General features: G+C 68.5%; 15 protein-coding genes and 1 pseudogene. 14 read left to right on the forward strand and 2 right to left on the reverse strand.

The features are described from left to right. From FFS20_RS11690 to FFS20_RS11715, 6 genes and pseudogenes are all read left to right on the forward strand, one after another. Positions 1–390 (forward strand): annotated as a pseudogene (locus FFS20_RS11690) (ribonuclease HII); the annotation flags it as partial. Further along, positions 387–704: a DUF2469 domain-containing protein gene (locus FFS20_RS11695; RefSeq protein ID WP_137826023.1), complete on the forward strand. Its 318-nt coding sequence runs from the start codon at positions 387–389 to the stop codon at positions 702–704. The pseudogene FFS20_RS11690 and the gene FFS20_RS11695, both read left to right, overlap by 4 nt. Before the next feature lie 151 nt (positions 705–855). Beyond that, the gene (locus FFS20_RS11700; protein WP_137826024.1) at positions 856–1,242 is read left to right on the forward strand and encodes a YraN family protein; all 387 of its coding nucleotides are present in this window, start codon (positions 856–858) and stop codon (positions 1,240–1,242) included. Beyond that, positions 1,239–2,912 carry a YifB family Mg chelatase-like AAA ATPase gene (locus FFS20_RS11705; protein ID WP_137826025.1) on the forward strand — a complete coding sequence of 558 codons (1,674 nt, stop codon included), beginning with the start codon at positions 1,239–1,241 and terminating at the stop codon, positions 2,910–2,912. The genes FFS20_RS11700 and FFS20_RS11705 overlap by 4 nt, the downstream gene beginning before the upstream one ends. 5 nt (positions 2,913–2,917) lie before the next feature. Then, a complete protein-coding gene (gene dprA / locus FFS20_RS11710) occupies positions 2,918–4,177 on the forward strand; it encodes a DNA-processing protein DprA (RefSeq protein ID WP_249356827.1) in 1,260 nt (419 codons plus the stop codon). Positions 4,178–4,284: 107 nt separating this feature from the next. Further along, positions 4,285–5,220, forward strand: coding sequence for a tyrosine recombinase XerC (locus tag FFS20_RS11715; protein WP_249356822.1), 936 nt, complete (start codon positions 4,285–4,287; stop codon positions 5,218–5,220). A gap of 12 nt (positions 5,221–5,232) precedes the next feature. Here FFS20_RS11715 and FFS20_RS11720 read toward each other — a convergent pair whose 3' ends face one another. Then, on the reverse strand, positions 5,233–6,255 hold the full coding sequence (locus tag FFS20_RS11720) for a peptidoglycan DD-metalloendopeptidase family protein (RefSeq protein ID WP_249356823.1): 1,023 nt from the start codon (positions 6,253–6,255) through the stop codon (positions 5,233–5,235). 623 nt (positions 6,256–6,878) lie between these two features. On the opposite strand from FFS20_RS11720, the gene rpsB reads away from it, so the two are divergent. The 8 genes from rpsB (at position 6,879) to FFS20_RS11760 (ending at position 14,081) form a co-directional block, all read left to right on the forward strand. Continuing rightward, positions 6,879–7,844, forward strand: coding sequence for a 30S ribosomal protein S2 (gene rpsB, locus FFS20_RS11725; protein ID WP_137826027.1), 966 nt, complete (start codon positions 6,879–6,881; stop codon positions 7,842–7,844). A 33-nt stretch (positions 7,845–7,877) separates the two neighbouring features. Further along, a complete protein-coding gene (gene tsf, locus FFS20_RS11730) occupies positions 7,878–8,705 on the forward strand; it encodes a translation elongation factor Ts (RefSeq protein ID WP_137826028.1) in 828 nt (275 codons plus the stop codon). A 164-nt stretch (positions 8,706–8,869) separates the two neighbouring features. After that, entirely contained in the window at positions 8,870–9,622 is a 753-nt protein-coding gene (gene pyrH / locus FFS20_RS11735; RefSeq protein ID WP_137826029.1) for a UMP kinase, read from the forward strand. A gap of 169 nt (positions 9,623–9,791) precedes the next feature. After that, positions 9,792–10,349, forward strand: a complete 558-nt coding sequence (gene frr / locus FFS20_RS11740; protein ID WP_137826030.1) for a ribosome recycling factor — start codon at positions 9,792–9,794, stop codon at positions 10,347–10,349. Then, positions 10,349–11,335 (forward strand): phosphatidate cytidylyltransferase, encoded by a 987-nt coding sequence (locus FFS20_RS11745; RefSeq protein ID WP_137826031.1) that lies wholly within the window; start codon positions 10,349–10,351, stop codon positions 11,333–11,335. Before frr ends, FFS20_RS11745 begins: the two co-directional genes overlap by 1 nt. Before the next feature lie 176 nt (positions 11,336–11,511). After that, complete coding sequence (gene rlmN, locus FFS20_RS11750; RefSeq protein WP_137826055.1) at positions 11,512–12,750, forward strand: 23S rRNA (adenine(2503)-C(2))-methyltransferase RlmN; 1,239 nt, start codon at positions 11,512–11,514, stop codon at positions 12,748–12,750. Positions 12,751–12,853: 103 nt separating this feature from the next. Next, positions 12,854–13,414, forward strand: a complete 561-nt coding sequence (locus FFS20_RS11755; protein WP_137826032.1) for a DivIVA domain-containing protein — start codon at positions 12,854–12,856, stop codon at positions 13,412–13,414. After that, complete coding sequence (locus tag FFS20_RS11760) at positions 13,407–14,081, forward strand: hypothetical protein (RefSeq protein WP_137826033.1); 675 nt, start codon at positions 13,407–13,409, stop codon at positions 14,079–14,081. Before FFS20_RS11755 ends, FFS20_RS11760 begins: the two co-directional genes overlap by 8 nt. Before the next feature lie 310 nt (positions 14,082–14,391). Here the strand turns inward: FFS20_RS11760 and FFS20_RS11765 are convergent, their stop codons facing one another. Continuing rightward, positions 14,392–15,591 (reverse strand): acyl-CoA dehydrogenase family protein, encoded by a 1,200-nt coding sequence (locus tag FFS20_RS11765; protein ID WP_137826034.1) that lies wholly within the window; start codon positions 15,589–15,591, stop codon positions 14,392–14,394. Between the last annotated feature and the right edge of the window lie 78 nt (positions 15,592–15,669).

The following is a 15,669-nucleotide window of genomic DNA, read 5'->3' on the forward strand; positions in this document are numbered from 1 at the left end:
GTCCTCCTCGACGGCAAGCACGACTGGCTCTCGGCCCCACTCACGCTCGACTGCCTGGGGATATTCGGCGCCTGCGCCGACGTGGAGCTGCCGCCGGTGCGCACGATCATCAAAGGCGACGGCAGCGTTCCGGTCATCGCAGCGGCGAGTATCGTGGCGAAGGTGGAGCGCGACGAAACGATGATCGGCCTCGCCGAGGCGCACCCGCAGTATGGTTGGGAGTCCAACGTCGGCTACGGCACCGCCGCCCACCGGCAGGCGATCGCCGACCACGGACCGAGCGTCCACCACCGTCGAAGCTTCCGCCTGCACGCCGAGCCACCTGCTGGCGGCGGGCGGACTACTCCTGATACCGACCCTGTCCCCGAGACGAAGAGAGGAACCCCGTGAGCGCAGACGATCTCGATGACTACGAGGCCCAGCTCGAACTCCAGCTCTACAAGGAGTACCGCGACGTCGTCGGCCTGTTCGCCTACGTCGTCGAGACGGAGAGGCGCTTCTACCTCGCCAACCACGTCGACCTCAAGGCCCACAACGACGCCGGCGACGTCTACTTCGAGCTGACCCTGCGCGACGCCTGGGTGTGGGACAGCTACCGGTCGGCCCGGTTCATCAAAATGGTCCACGTGCTCACGTTCAAGGACGTCAACATCGAGGAGATCGCGAAGTCCGACCTCGAACCGCCGACCTCGATCGGACGGTGACCCCGCACGGAGTGAGTCTCCGACTCGCGTGCGGTCGGGGTGTGGACACCTGCTGACTCATGTGCCCACGGCCTGTGGACGCCCACGCATCCTCCACAGGCCGATTCTCTGATCTTCCCCCGGCCGGATCGATCATGGTGCCGTGGTGGGCATGTCGGGAACGAGAGGGACAACACGAGGTGAGAGGCAGATCGCCCTGGGCCGCGCCGGGGAGGACCTTGCCGTGGCGCGCCTCGAAGCCGAGGGGATGGTCATCCTCGCCCGCAACGTCCGCTGTGCGCGCGGTGAGATCGACATCATCGCCCGGGACGGCGCCGCCGTCGTCTTCGTCGAGGTCAAGACCCGCCGCACGATGAGGCAGGGGTCGCCGCTCGAGGCGATCACACCGGTGAAGCTGCGGAAGATCCGGATGCTCTCGGGACTGTGGCTGCGCGCCCAAGCCGAATTCTTCCCGGCCACCCGCATCGATGCGATCGGCATCGTCATGGAGCCGCGCGTCGTCCTCGCCCACCTGAAGAACGTGCAGGTCGACTCATGAGCGAGCCGCTGCCGTTGACCGGCGATGACGAGTTCGGCCCGGAACCCCCTGCCGAGGCCGACCCCTGGCTCGAGGCCGCCGAGGACGGCGGTCCGCCCCAACCAGCGCCCCCGCTCGTGGTGGCGACCCCGGAGACGAGCATCGTCGGGCGGGCCTCGGCCGTGGCCCTGTGGGGACTGACGGGCAAGATCGTCTCGATCGAGGCCAGCGTGAGTGCAGGCCTGCCCGGCATCGACATCGTCGGGCTGCCGGACACCTCGGTGAGCGAATCCCGGAAGCGGCTGCGAGCGGCACTGGCCTTCCTCGGCACCCCGGTGGCCACCGAGCACCTGACGGTCAATCTCACACCCGGCAGCGTCCCGAAGATCGGCACCGGATTCGACCTCGGCATCGCCGTGGCCGTGCTCCGGGCGCGGCGGACGATCAGCGCTGACGACACCGAGCGGGTCATCCACTGCGGGGAGCTCGGACTCGACGGTCGGATCCGCCCGGTCAGCGGCGTGCTGCCGACCCTGCACAGTGGTCTGCTCGCCGGGTTCGACCGCTTCGTCGTGCCCGCCGGAAACGCGAGCGAAGCCGGTCTCATCAGCGGCATCGAGGTCATCCCGGTCTCCTCGCTCGCCGAACTCGTCAACCTCTACGGCGGTGCGCTCACCGTGCCCGCGCTGCCGCCGGTCATCGACGCCGCCGGTCCCGCGGCCCACAGCCCCGACCTCCACGACCTCGCCGAGGTGCAGGGGCAGGAGGAGGCGCGCTTCGGTCTCGAGGTCGCCGCGGCCGGCGGCCACAACCTGCTCATGCGCGGCACGCCGGGAGCAGGCAAGACCCTGCTCGCCCAATGCCTGCCCGGAATCCTCCCGCCGCTGTCCGACACCGAGGCCCTCGAGGTCGCAGCGATCCGCTCGCTGCGCGGGGAACTCCCCGCCGGTGACGCACTCGACCACCGTCCCCCGTTCGAGGCACCTCACCACCGGAGCACCGCCTCGGCGCTCGTCGGCGGACGCCGACCGGGAACCGTCGGGATCCTCAGCCGAGCCCATCGGGGTGTCCTCTTCATGGATGAGGCGCCGGAGTTCTCCCGGGACGTGCTCGAGGCGCTGCGTCAGCCGCTCGAGGCCCGGCAGGTCCACATCCACCGGGCGTGGGGATCGATGGTGCTCCCGGCCGCGTTCCAACTCGTCATGGCCGCCAACCCGTGCCCGTGCGGCGCCGGGATGCCGGCCGGCGGTCAGAGCACGTGCCAGTGCACGCCGATGGACAAACGCCGGTACCGCAACCGGTTGTCGGGCCCGCTCCTCGACCGCGTCGATCTGCAGATCGAACTCTTCCCCGTCTCACCCGCTGACCTCCGCCTCGGCGGGGACCAGGAGGCGAGCGCCGCCGTCGCCGCCCGGGTGCGCGCAGCCAGGCGTGCCCAGCGGGCGCGGTACGCCGACTGCGCATGGTCGCTCAATGCGAACGCTCCCGGTGCGTGGCTGCGCGACCACTTCGGCATGCGCCCCGAGGTGCTGCGCGGTCTCGACCGGGCACTCGAGACCGGCCGGATCACGATGCGCGGCTACGACAGGGTGCTCCGGGTCGCGACGACGCTGACCGACCTCGCCGGTGCCGACGCTCCCGACGCCGACAGGATCGCCGTGGCACTGGCGCTGCGGACGCAGGAGACGTGAGCGAGATGGAGGACGAGGTCATGGACGACGAGGGGACCACCGGAGCTCGCGACCACAGTGGCCGGGCCGCGGACACCGAGTCGCGGCAGCGCAGTGCGCTCGCCGCCCTGCTGCGGATCGGCGAACCCGGTGACGGGCTGCTCAGAGGCGTCGTCGACGCCGTCGGCCCGATCGCGGCACTCGAGATCATCCGCGCCGTCGCCGCCGAACCCGTGAGCACCGGGGACGCCGCAGCCCACCTGAGCGTCGAAGTCGGGGAACCGTCCAGGGGGAGTCAGCTCGCCGAGGCGCTCGCCCGGTGGGCCGTGCGCTCCGCTGATGCCGACGGCGATCACGACCTCGAGGCGATGCTGCGCCTCGGCGGGCGACTCGTCATCCCGGGTGATGAGGAGTGGCCGGGGTGCCTTGACGACCTCGGGCCTGCGGCGCCCCTGGCGCTGTGGGTCCGCGGACAGGCCCGACTCGACACGACGCTGCGCCGGGCAGTCGCCGTCGTCGGGGCACGGGCGGCGAGCGGGTACGGAACGAAGTGCGCGTCCGACCTCGCATGGGATCTCGGCGCCGAAGGGGTCACCGTCGTCTCCGGAGGCGCGTTCGGCATCGACGCGGCCGCCCACCGGGCAGCGATCGCCCGGGACGCCCCGACGATCGCCTTCATGGCCGGAGGAGTCGACCGGTTCTACCCGGCGGCGAACGCCGATCTCTTCGCCCAGGTGCTCAACGGGGGAGCGATCGTCTCGGAGACCGCGCCCGGGATGACGCCGATGCGACACCGCTTCCTCCTGCGCAACCGGCTCATCGCCGCCTCCGCCCTCGTCACCGTCATCGTCGAAGCCGGGTGGCGCAGCGGGGCGCTCAACACCGCCCGGCATGCGCTCGAGCTCTCCCGCACCGTCGCCGCCTATCCGGGGTCGGTGTACTCGGCGTCATCGGCGGGAACGCATCGGCTCATCCGCCACCATGAGGCCGAACTCGTCACGTCGGCCGCCGACGTCCTCGACCTCCTCCGCGACGACGAACTGCCGCTCGATTTCGGACCCGACCCCGATAACGGCTCACGCGGCGATGACCGGCTCGACGGACTCAGCGAGCGGGAGAAGATCTGCCTGACCGCGCTGTCGGCGACGAAGGAGCTCGACGTCGGTACGCTCGCGGCACGAGCCGGACTGACCGTCCAGGACGCCCTCTCAGCGCTCGCCCTCCTCGAACTCGCGGGGCTGAGCCGGCGGCACGGCTCCGGCTGGACGAAGGTCCGGGGAAGCTGACCTCAGCCGGCAGGCAGTCAATGACCGGCCGTCTCGGGTCGCGAATCGCCGACCGTGAGTCGCCGGCCTCCGCCCTCGCGGTTGTGCAACCGCGTAGTCTGGGGACTGTGACCGACGCACACCGCTTCCCCGAGGTCGTCGAGACCTACGCCGACCATCTGCGCTCCCGCGATGTCTCCGACCACACGCGCCGCGCCTACGTCGCCGACATCACCGACTTCTTCGCCCACGTCCGCACCACCGACATCGCCGACATCGGTCTCGAGGAGCTGCGGTCATGGCTCATCGCCCTCGACGATGCGGGAGCCGCGAAGTCGACGGTGGCGCGCAAGATCGCCGCCCTGAGATCGTTCTTCGGCTACTGCGTGAACTCCCTGGGACTGGCGACCAACCCAGCGGCCAGGCTGCGCACCCCGAAGAAGGACTCCCGCCTTCCGACCGTGCTCAAGCCGAAACAGGCGGCGAATCTCATCGCGGCCGGCCAGGCGGCCGGTGCGGACGCGGGGGACGACGCGCCACCCGAGGACGAGACCGATGAGGCCATGCGGGCCCGTGATGCGGCGATCCTCGAGATGCTCTATGCGACCGCGGTCCGCGTCTCCGAGCTCTGCGGCCTCGACCGTGCCGACGTCGACGACCACCGCGCGATGATCACCGTCATCGGCAAGGGCAACAAGGAACGCCGCGTCCCGTTCGGGGCACCCGCCGGCCAGGCACTCGAGACCTGGCTGCGGATGCGGGGGAGGGTCGCCACTGCGCAGAGTCGAGACGCCCTCTTCCTCGGCCGGCGCGGAGGTCGGATCGGGGCGCGCCAGGTACGCGAAATCGTCCACCGGTACGGTGCCCGCAACCCGGAGGCCCCGGACATCGGGCCGCACGGTCTCCGTCATTCCGCGGCCACGCACATGCTCGACAACGGCGCCGACCTCCGCCAGATCCAGGAGCTCCTCGGGCACTCGACGCTGAGCAGCACCCAGATCTACACCCACGTGTCGATGCAGCGACTGCAGGAGTCCTACCGGCAGGCGCACCCCCGGGCGTAGCCTCTCGGACGCTCACTTCCGGAACTCCCAGTGCCACGGTTCGGGCAGGGACCCCGACTGCCTCGCCCACGACGGGTGCACCCACGCGAAGGTCGGCGCGTTCGCCCGCATCCACTCGTGTTCGGGGCTGCCGAACCCATTGATCCCACCGCCCAGGTCGACCGCGAGCGCCCACCCGTGGTTCGAGGTCCCGGGTGTGGCCGCCAACCGGCCCTTGCGCTTCTTGAGGATGACCTGCGTGTCGTAGTCGCGATAGGCGTCGGTGACGGAGATCGGCCGACCGAACCGCGCCTCGAACGCGAAGGAGAGCCGGTCGAACGCCGCCTGCGCATCACAGCGCAGCAGCTGGCCCGGGGCGGTCTTGAGCTCGCACATCGCCGAGGCGGGGATCCGGCCATTGCGGTGCCCGCCCCAGGACCCGGCCCCGGAGGCGCCGTCGTCGTCGGCGGGCTCCTCGGCGGGTTTGCGGGAGAGCGGCAGCAGCACCGAGGCGTCCTGCCCGAAGAACGGTGCCGGATCGACATACGCACGGTCGCTCTCAGTCGGCCACACTCCGACGTGGAGACAGTCCTCGTCGCAGTGCGCCCCGTCGGTGACCTCGCCGATCCGCTCACCCGCTGCGAACGCGTCACCGACGGCGAGGTCGGTCGTCGCCGGCTGGAACGAGACGGTGTGGCCGGAGTCGGTGGTGATGCTCACCGTGTCGGTGCCCGCGACCGAACCGCGGAAGCGCACCGTTCCGCTCGTCGGAGCCCGCAGCGGCTCGCCGGGAAGGGCGCGGATGTCGATGCCCCGGTGCCCTGCCAGCCAGGTCTCCTGCGGCGGGTCGAAGGCGGTGACGATCTCCATGACGGGCACGGGGGAGACCCATGTCGTCGCCTCCGCGGCGGTCTGGTCGGCTCTGGCGGTGCCGGTCAGACCGAGGGCGAGGACGACGAGCACGGTGACGACGAACGTCGCGAACGCCGTCGCTCCGGAGCGACTCCGAGATGGGGCGCGCCAGCGAGGAGTGGGCGGTCGGTGAGGATTCGGCATGCCGTCCATCGAACCGCCCGCCGAGGCGCGTGTCACCGCCGCGGCAACCGCCTGTGGACGGCCGCTCTGCCTCCACAGGTCAGGTGCACACGAGTCACACCGGCATCCACAGACCACAGCACGCGAGTGCGGTCGAACGCAGAGACGGCGACGAGGACGATGTGCACCGTCCGCGGCGCGGCGCCACCGCCCCGCCACGACCCGAGGCCAACCGCGGGCCACCTCGGCGACGGGCACACACCGTCACTCGGTCCGGGCGGGCCTCCGGATCGACCCTCCACAGGCCCTGGCACGCGAGTCGACTCGGCGCCGCCGCCCCGCGGACCCAGCCCCTGCGTCACCGGGATCGGGCCCCGGAATCGCAGGGCCGCCTCGGTGCGGGGAACCGATTGGAAATGGCTTGGTCGCCCGCGATAGACTGGCCCCAGCAGAAGCGTGTCTTCTGACTACGCGCATCCGATTTCTTCTCCATCCCTTGGTGCACGCCTGCAGTGCGTGTGGGGCGGACGAACCGGATGCCAGGAATCAACCGAAACCGTCACAGGCGTCGTCGGCTCACCGCCGGCGGCTCACCGTGGCACAACGCACCCGCAGCAGGGTGCTCGAGAAAGGAGGGCGTCGGCATGGCCGTCGTCACCATCCGCCAGCTGCTCGACAGCGGCGTCCACTTCGGACACCAGACCCGTCGTTGGAACCCGAAGATGAAGCGCTTCATCTTCACCGAGCGCAACGGCATCTACATCATCGACCTGCAGAAGTCGCTGGGCTACATCGACACCGCGTTCGAGTTCGTCAAGGAGACCGTCTCGCACGGTGGCTCGATCCTCTTCGTCGGCACGAAGAAGCAGGCCCAGGAATCCATCGCCGAGCAGGCCAAGCGCGTGGGCCAGCCCTACGTCAACCAGCGCTGGCTGGGCGGCATGCTCACGAACTTCCAGACCATCTCCCTGCGCCTGGCCCGCCTCAAGGAACTCGAAGAGATCGACTTCGACGACGTTGCCGGCTCCTCGCACACGAAGAAGGAACTCCTCATCCTCCGTCGCGAGAAGGACAAGCTCGAGAAGACCCTCGGCGGCATCCGCGACATGCAGCGGACCCCGTCGGCCGTGTGGATCGTCGACACGAAGAAGGAGCACCTCGCCGTCGACGAGGCGAAGAAGCTCGGCATCCCGGTCATCGCGATCCTCGACACGAACTGCGACCCCGACGACGTCACCTACCCGATCCCGGGCAACGACGACGCCATCCGCTCGGTGTCCCTGCTCACCCGCGTGATCGCCGACGCCGTGGCCGAGGGCCTCATCGCCCGCCACTCCGGCGACGACGAGTCCGGTGAGAAGAACGTCTCCGCCGTCGAGCCGATGCCCGAGTGGGAGCGCGAGCTCCTCGAAGGCAACGCCGCTGAGGGTGAAGCCAACACCGCCGAGGCCGAGGCCAAGGTCGCCGCGGACGCAGCCACCGCTGACGCCGCTGCCGGTGACACCTCCGCTGCCGACGCCGAGGCCGAGACGGCCAAGGCCGACGCCGCCACCGCTGAAGCCGACGCCGAGGCCAACGCCGACGCGAACGCTGACTCCACCGAGTCCTGATCTCACTCACCTCCACCACCACTAGGAGAAAGAATGGCAAACTACACTGCCGCTGACATCAAGGAACTGCGCGAGAAGACCGGCGCGGGAATGATGGACGTCAAGAAGGCCCTCGACGAGGCCGACGGCGATCAGGCGAAGGCCGTTGAGCTCCTCCGCGTGAAGGGCCTCAAGGGCGCCACCAAGCGCGAAGGCCGCGCCACCTCCGACGGACTCGTGGCCAGCTTCGTCGACGGCGGAGTCGGCACCATGATCGAGCTCGACTCGGAGACCGACTTCGTCGCGAAGTCGCAGCGCTTCATCGACCTCGCCGACGAAGTCCTCGCCCTCGCGGTGTCGAACAAGTCCGAGTCGGCGGAGTCCCTCCTCTCGGTCGAGGCCGACGGCAAGACCGTCGCCCAGTTCATCACCGAGTCCGGTGCCGCCCTCGGCGAGAAGGTCGACCTGCGCCGCGTGGGTCGCCTCGAGAGCCAGAAGGTCGAGTCGTACCTCCACCGGACGAACAAGGACCTGCCCCCGCAGGTCGGCGTTCTCTTCGGGTACGAAGGCGACGACCAGACCGTTGCCCACGATGTCGCCGTGCACATCGCCGCAATGGCTCCGAAGTACTTCTCCCGTGAGGACGTCCCCGCCGAGCTCGTCGAGAACGAGCGCCGCATCGCCGAGGACACCGCGAAGAACGAAGGCAAGCCCGAACAGGCTCTGCCGAAGATCATCGAAGGCCGCGTCAACGGCTTCTTCAAGGAGAACTGCCTGCTCGACCAGGGATTCGCCAAGGATCCCAAGCAGTCCGTGGGCAAGGTCCTCGAAGCTGCCGGGCTCAAGGCCACCGGTTTCCTCCGCTTCCGCGTGGGAGCCTGAACCGCAGCACGATCGCTGACGGGATCACCATGATCCCCGCGTGATCCGATGACGGGGTCGGACCGATTCGGTCCGGCCCCGTTTTCGCTAGACTGACCCAGACGAACCACCCTGGATCGGCGCTGCCCACAAGGCGGCGCCGACCGCATGGAAGAAGGACCTCAATGACATCCACCCCGGTACACGAATCGAGCCATGCCAGCCGGCCGCTGCGCACCCACCGTCGGCGGGTGCTGCTCAAGCTCTCAGGCGAGGTCTTCGGCGGCGGCAGCATCGGCGTCGATCCCGACGTCGTCGCTGCCGTCGCCCGGGAAGTCGCCCCCACCGTCGACGACGTCGAAGTGAGCATCGTCGTCGGCGGCGGAAACTTCTTCCGCGGCGCCGAACTCTCCCAGCGCGGCATGGACCGCACCCGCGCCGACTACATGGGCATGCTCGGCACCGTGATGAACTGCCTGGCGCTCCAGGACTTCCTCGAGCAGCTCGGCGTCGACACGCGCGTGCAGACCGCGATTCCGATGTCCCAGGTCGCCGAGTCCTACATCCCACGCCGCGCGATGCGGCACATGGAGAAGAACCGCGTCGTCATCTTCGGCGCCGGTGCCGGTCTGCCGTACTTCTCCACCGACACGGTGGCAGCACAGCGGGCGCTCGAGATCCACGCCGACGAGGTGCTCATCGCGAAGAACGGCGTCGACGGGGTCTACACCGCTGATCCGAAGCTCGACCCGAACGCCGTGAAGATCGACGAGATCAGCTACCAGGAGGCTCTGCAGAAGGGACTCAAGGTCGTCGACGCGACCGCGTTCTCCCTCTGCATGGACAACCGGCTTCCGATGCATGTCTTCGGCATGGAAGGGGAGGGCAACCTGCGGAAGGCGATCTCCGGCGAGAAGATCGGCACCGTCGTCAAGTAGCCGGCAGCACGCAGGGTCATCCCGGGGGTGCGCCGACCAGGATCCGCTGGTCAGGCACCCACCACCGACACACCGGCGGAGACGAATCCGCCGTGGTCCGAGCGCGCCAAACGCGAGCTCGGACACATAGAATGTTCACACAGCTCCAATCGACTGAAAAGAGTGTCTCGTGATTGAAGAAACACTGGCAGAGGCCAGGGAGAAGATGGACAAGGCCGTGGAATTCACGCAAGAGGACTTTGCGTCGATCCGCACCGGCCGGGCCAACCCCGCGCTCTTCGCGAACATCGAGATCGAATACTACGGAGCGCCGACGCCGCTCCAGCAGCTCGCCTCGTTCCAGACGCCGGAAGCGCGCACGATCCTCATCACTCCCTACGACCGGGGCACCCTCGGCGACATCGAGAACGCGCTGCGCAACTCCGACATCGGCGCCAACCCCGCCAACGACGGCAACGTCATCCGCGTCGTCCTCCCCGAACTCACCGAGGAGCGCCGCAAGGAGTACGTGAAGATCGTCAAGGGCAAGGCCGAGGACGGCAAGGTCTCGATCCGCAACATCCGCCGCCACGCCAAGGAGACCCTCGAGCGGATCAAGAAGGACGGCGAAGCCGGTGAGGACGAGGTCACCCGGTCGATCTCCGAACTCGACGACATCACGAAGAAGAAGGTCGACTCGATCGACAAGCTCCTCGATCAGAAGGAAGCTGAGCTCCTCGAGGTCTGATGATCGCGTTGTCGACACCTGAGACTCCCGCATCCGATCCGACCCCGGCAGAGGGGTCGGATCGGGGCGCGTCTGCGCAGGTTCCGTTCCCGAAGAGACGCGACCTGCGCGGCACCGACACGGTCTACTCCGCCGCCGAGGTGGAGGTCGAGGCCGCTCCGGCGCCGAAGGACTACGGGCGGGCAGGTCGCAACCTTCCCGCCGCGATCGGCATCGGACTGCTCATCGGCGGAGTCGTCCTCGTCTCCCTCATCTTCTTCCCCGAGTCCTTCATCTTCGTCATCCTCATCGCCATCGTCGCGGCGATGTGGGAGCTCGCGAACGCGCTCTCGCGCTCGGGCTCCCTCGTCTCACGGATTCCCGTGATGATCTCGGCGGCCTGCATGGTCGTCGCCACGTACTTCGGCGGTCGCGAGGCCCTGTGGGTGACCTTCGCCGCCAGCGCCGGCGCCGTCATGCTCTTCACGATGGTCGAGCGCCGGAAGAACGCCGTCAAGGACGTCTCCCTCTCCCTCTTCGCGCTCACCTACGTGGGCCTCATGGCGTGCTTCGTCGTCTATCTCCTCACCCTGCCCGACGGCAACCTCTACGTCATCATCTTCCTCGCCAGCGTCGTCGCCTCCGACATCGGCGGCTACGTCTTCGGCGTCCTCTGGGGCAAGCATCCGATCGCTCCGCGGATCTCACCGAAGAAGTCGTGGGAGGGCTACGCCGGATCCGTCGTCTTCACCGCCGCCGTCGCGACGACGCTCGCGGTCACCCTCCTCGGCGCCCCCTTCTGGACGGGTCTGATCATCGGCGTCGTCATTCCCGCCTTCGCCACCCTCGGCGACTTCAGCGAGTCGATGATCAAACGCGATCTCGACCTCAAGGACATGGGCACCCTGCTGCCCGGACACGGCGGCGTGATGGACCGTCTCGACTCGATCCTCCCGACCGCCCCCGTCGCGCTCGTGATGTTCTCCGTTCTCCCCGGTTTCCTCTGAGCCCAGTCCGCGGAAGCGGTGATCGCCGAGGCGGTCGCGGGCCGGCTCCGGGTGGTCCCGACCACAACCCGCCTGTCCACAGACCATGAGACAATGGGCGGGTGAGTGCATCAGGTGGAAGCAGACAAGTCAGACCCGTCGTCGAGCATGCCGACGGCACGACGTCGACGACCCCGATGCGCGACGGTCGTCCGCTGCTCAACTTCAAGTCACCGCGCGTCGCGCAGCCGCAGCAGCACCTCGCGGACATGACGATGGACGAGCGCATCGCCGCCGTCGAGGAGATGGGACTGCCCGCCTTCCGCGCCAAGCAGCTGTCCAATCACTACTTCACCCGGTACCACACCGACGTCGAGTCGATGACCGACCTGCCCAAGGACCTGCGCGGGCCCCTGGCGGAGCGCTTCTTCCCGCCCCTGCTCACCGAGGTGCGCCGCCTGACGACGGAGAACGGCGACACCATCAAGTTCCTCTGGCGACTCTTCGACGGCGCCCTCGTCGAATCGGTGCTCATGCGCTACCGCAACCGCATCACCCTGTGCGTGTCGAGTCAGTGCGGCTGCGGCATGAACTGCCCGTTCTGTGCGACCGGCCAGCAGGGGCTGACCCGGAACATGTCGACGGCTGAGATCGTCGAACAGGTCATCCGCGCCAACCAGGCGATCGCCGCCGGTGAGCTCGCACCCCTGAAGTCGGGCACGGTCGCCGACGACGAGGTCGCCCTCGGCGCCGAAGCCGACGAAGAGCAGGGGGAGACCCCGGACGGCGCCACCGGGGCGGGCGCAGGTCAGGCGGGGGCCACCTCGGCGAACGGACCCGAACGGGTGACGAACATCGTCTTCATGGGCATGGGCGAACCCCTGGCCAACTACAAGCGCGTGATGAACGCGGTGCGGCACTTCGTCGCCCCCGCGCCCGAGGGCCTGGGCATGTCGGCCCGGCGGATCACGGTCTCGACGGTCGGGCTCGTGCCCGGTATCAACAAGCTCGCGGCCGAGGACATCCCCGTCACCTTCGCACTCAGCCTCCATGCGCCCGACGATGAGCTGCGCAACGAGATGATCCCCGTCAACACGCGCTGGAACGCCGACGAGGCGATCGACGCCGCCTTCAACTACTACAAGGTCACCGGGCGGCGGGTGAGCATCGAATACGCGCTCATCAAGGACATGAACGACCATGCCTGGCGCGCCGACCTGCTCGCGAAGAAGCTCAACGCGCGCGGCCGCGGCTGGGTCCACGTCAATCCGATCCCGCTCAACCCGACGCCGGGATCGGTGTGGACGGCCTCGGAACCGGAGGTCGCGAACGAATTCGTCCGCCGCCTCGTCGATGCCGGCGTGCCGACGACGATCCGCGACACCCGCGGCTCCGACATCGACGGCGCGTGCGGGCAGCTCGCCGCCGCCGACTGAGCACCGCGGCGGCCCACGGGCCCGTCGCTGACACGGCATCGGCCGGACACTCCATCTATCATGGTGGAAACGACTTATTGTGCGATTCGCTTCTGGAGGAATCATGGCGGACACGACGTTCCCTCGAATGTCGGGTTGGAAGAACGGCTACGACCCCAAACAGGTCGACAGCTTCTTCAAACGGGCTCGGGAATCGTTCGAACGGCCGACCCCGCAGCCTGGTGACCTCGACTCGCGTGCCGTGCGCACCGTCGGCTTCGACCTCGTCCGCAAGGGCTACCATGTCGCCGTCGTCGACGCCGCCCTCGACCGCCTCGAGGACGCGTTCGCCAAGCAGGCCCGCGACCGTCTCATCGCCCAGTCCGGACAGGACGCATGGGTGCAGGAGCTCACCCGGGTCGCGGCGTCGCTGCGCGGCCGACTCGTCCGCGACGCGGGGGAGCGGTTCGACAATCCGGCCCCCGGGGTCATCGGCTACGACATCGCCCAGGTCGACGACATGTGTGAGAAGGTCAACTCCTACTTCACACAGGGGGTGGCGATGAGCGTCGACCAGGTGCGCCGCGTCCTGTTCAAGACGGCGAAGGGCAACAAGGCCTACGACGAGGACCAGGTCGACGCGTTCATCGACCGCGTCGTCGAGGTGATGGCCTCCGTTGACTGACATCCACTGGTTCAGCAAGCCCGCCGGTGATGACGCCGGGACCCTCAACCCCGTCTATGACGTCCTCGACCATCCGATCGCCATGGGCGGTGCCGATGACATCGTCGTCACCGGTGACACGCCCGAAGCGCCGCTCATCGACGGCCGTGAGGTCACCGATCCGCGGCTCATCAGTGCCCTGTCCAAGCCTGTCGAACTCGATCGCGCCGAGGTGCTCGACCGCAGTGCGAAGCTCGGCGGGATCCTGCGCGCCATGGGTGTCGATCCTGAGCAGACGCAGGTGCGCATCGACGCCGAGGTGCCCGCGGCGGCACGCGCGCTGAGCACGCTCGCGGCCCTGCGCATCGGCATGGTCGTCGATGCCCGCAGCAGCGAGGGTGCCGGTGCTGACGACGTGACCGTCGTGCGCATCCACCCGATCGACGCGGAAGCGATCGAACCGGGGCGCGCTGTCGTCAAGGTCATCCGCTCGCGCTTCGAAGGCGTGGGCATCACGGTCGACGGGCAGACGGCGAACCTCGATCAGGCGATGCGCGATTCCCGCGTCGAATCCGCCGTCGTCGTCCCCCTCGATGCGAAGCGCACGATCGCCCTCACCGACGATGGGGCCGTCGCGGCCGCCGACGGGGTGGAGTGGCTCGAGGAGACCGTCCTCGCCGAGCAGTGATGCCGACGGTGCGCTGGACGGCAGACGTCGTTCTGCGCGCCGAATGTCGCAGCGTCGGCTGAAAGTGCGCTCAGCGCCCGCCGGGGGTCTGTTCGCCGACAGTGCGAGTGGCGGCCAGAAGTCGTTCCGTCTGCGAGAAGTGCGCGGACAGACAGAAATGTCGGCCAGAAGTGCGAGCGCAGGGAACTGGTTTCCCGCATTCGCACTTCTGGCCGACAGTCGCATTCGTGTCGCGTCGCATTCGTGTCGCGGCGGCCTCATGTCGCAGCGGCGCTGACGCCGACGACAGCGCCTCCGCCGCGGCGGCGCGTCAGTTCGCGAAGGCGTTGATGCCCGTCAGCGCGCGTCCGATCGTGAGCTGGTGGACCTCGTGAGTGCCCTCGTAGGTGAGGACGGTCTCGAGGTTGACCGCGTGGCGCAGCGGCGGGTATTCGCTCGTGATGCCCGAACCGCCGAAGAGCGCGCGCAGGTCGCGGCAGACGTTCATCGCGGTGTCGACGTTGACCATCTTGCCGAGGCTGATCTGCTCGGGACGCACGCCCTTCTCCGAGTCCTTGAGCTCACCGAGGTGGGCGGCGAGCAGCGTGATCTGCGAGTACTGGCCGAAGGCTTTCGCGAGCTTCTGCTGCGAGATCTGGAACGAGGAGATCGGGCGGTCGAACTGGATGCGGGTGCCCGTGTACTCGATCGCCGAGAGGAGGGCGTCGCGGGCGGCGCCGGTGACGCCGAAGACGATGCCGAAGCGGGCCTCGGACAGGCACGACAGCGGCGCCTTGAGTCCCTTCGCCTCCGGCAGCATCGCATCCTCGGGGAGGCGGACGTTGTCGAGGACGATCTCACCGGTGATCGAGGCGCGCAGGGAGATCTTGCGGTGGATCTCCGGGGTCTGCACACCCTCGGTGTTCGTGGGGACGACGAAGCCGCGGATGACCGGGCGGCCCTTCTCATCGGTCTCCTCGGTCTTGGCCCACACGACCATGACATCGGAGACCGGCGAGTTCGTGATCCACATCTTCGCGCCGTTGAGGATCCAGTCGGACCCGTCCCTGCGCGCCGTCGTCTTCATCCCCGAGGGGTCGGAGCCGACATCGGGTTCGGTGAGGCCGAAGCAGCCGAGAGCCTTGCCGGCGGCCATCTTCGGCAGCCATTCCTGCTTCTGCTCCTCGGATCCGTAGCGGTGGATGGCGAACATCGCGAGCGAGCCCTGCACGGACACGAGCGAGCGCAGGCCGGAGTCGATGGCTTCGAGCTCCCGGCAGGCGAGCCCGTACTGCGTGGCCGTCGACCCACCGCAGCCGTAGCCGTCGAGGTGCATGCCGAGGACGCCGAGCTCTCCGAGGCCTTCGGCGAGTTCGCGGGCGGGAATGGTCGCATCGAGGAAGTAGTCGCCGATCTTCTCCCGCACGTTCTCATCGAGCCACTTGCGGACGACGTGCGCGAATTCGAGGTCATCGGCGTCGAAGACCGAATCCAGTCCCAGGATCTCGTCGGGGCTCATCGTTGCACTCATCTATACCTCTCTCGCCATTGATCGCATGTGCATCGCCCACGCCGAGAAAGCCGCTGTCGAGTCATTTCCCAGAGAACT

Origin of the sequence: Brevibacterium sp. 2SA (genome assembly GCF_005502845.1) — a bacterium.
Classification (GTDB): Bacteria; Actinomycetota; Actinomycetes; order Actinomycetales; family Brevibacteriaceae; genus Brevibacterium.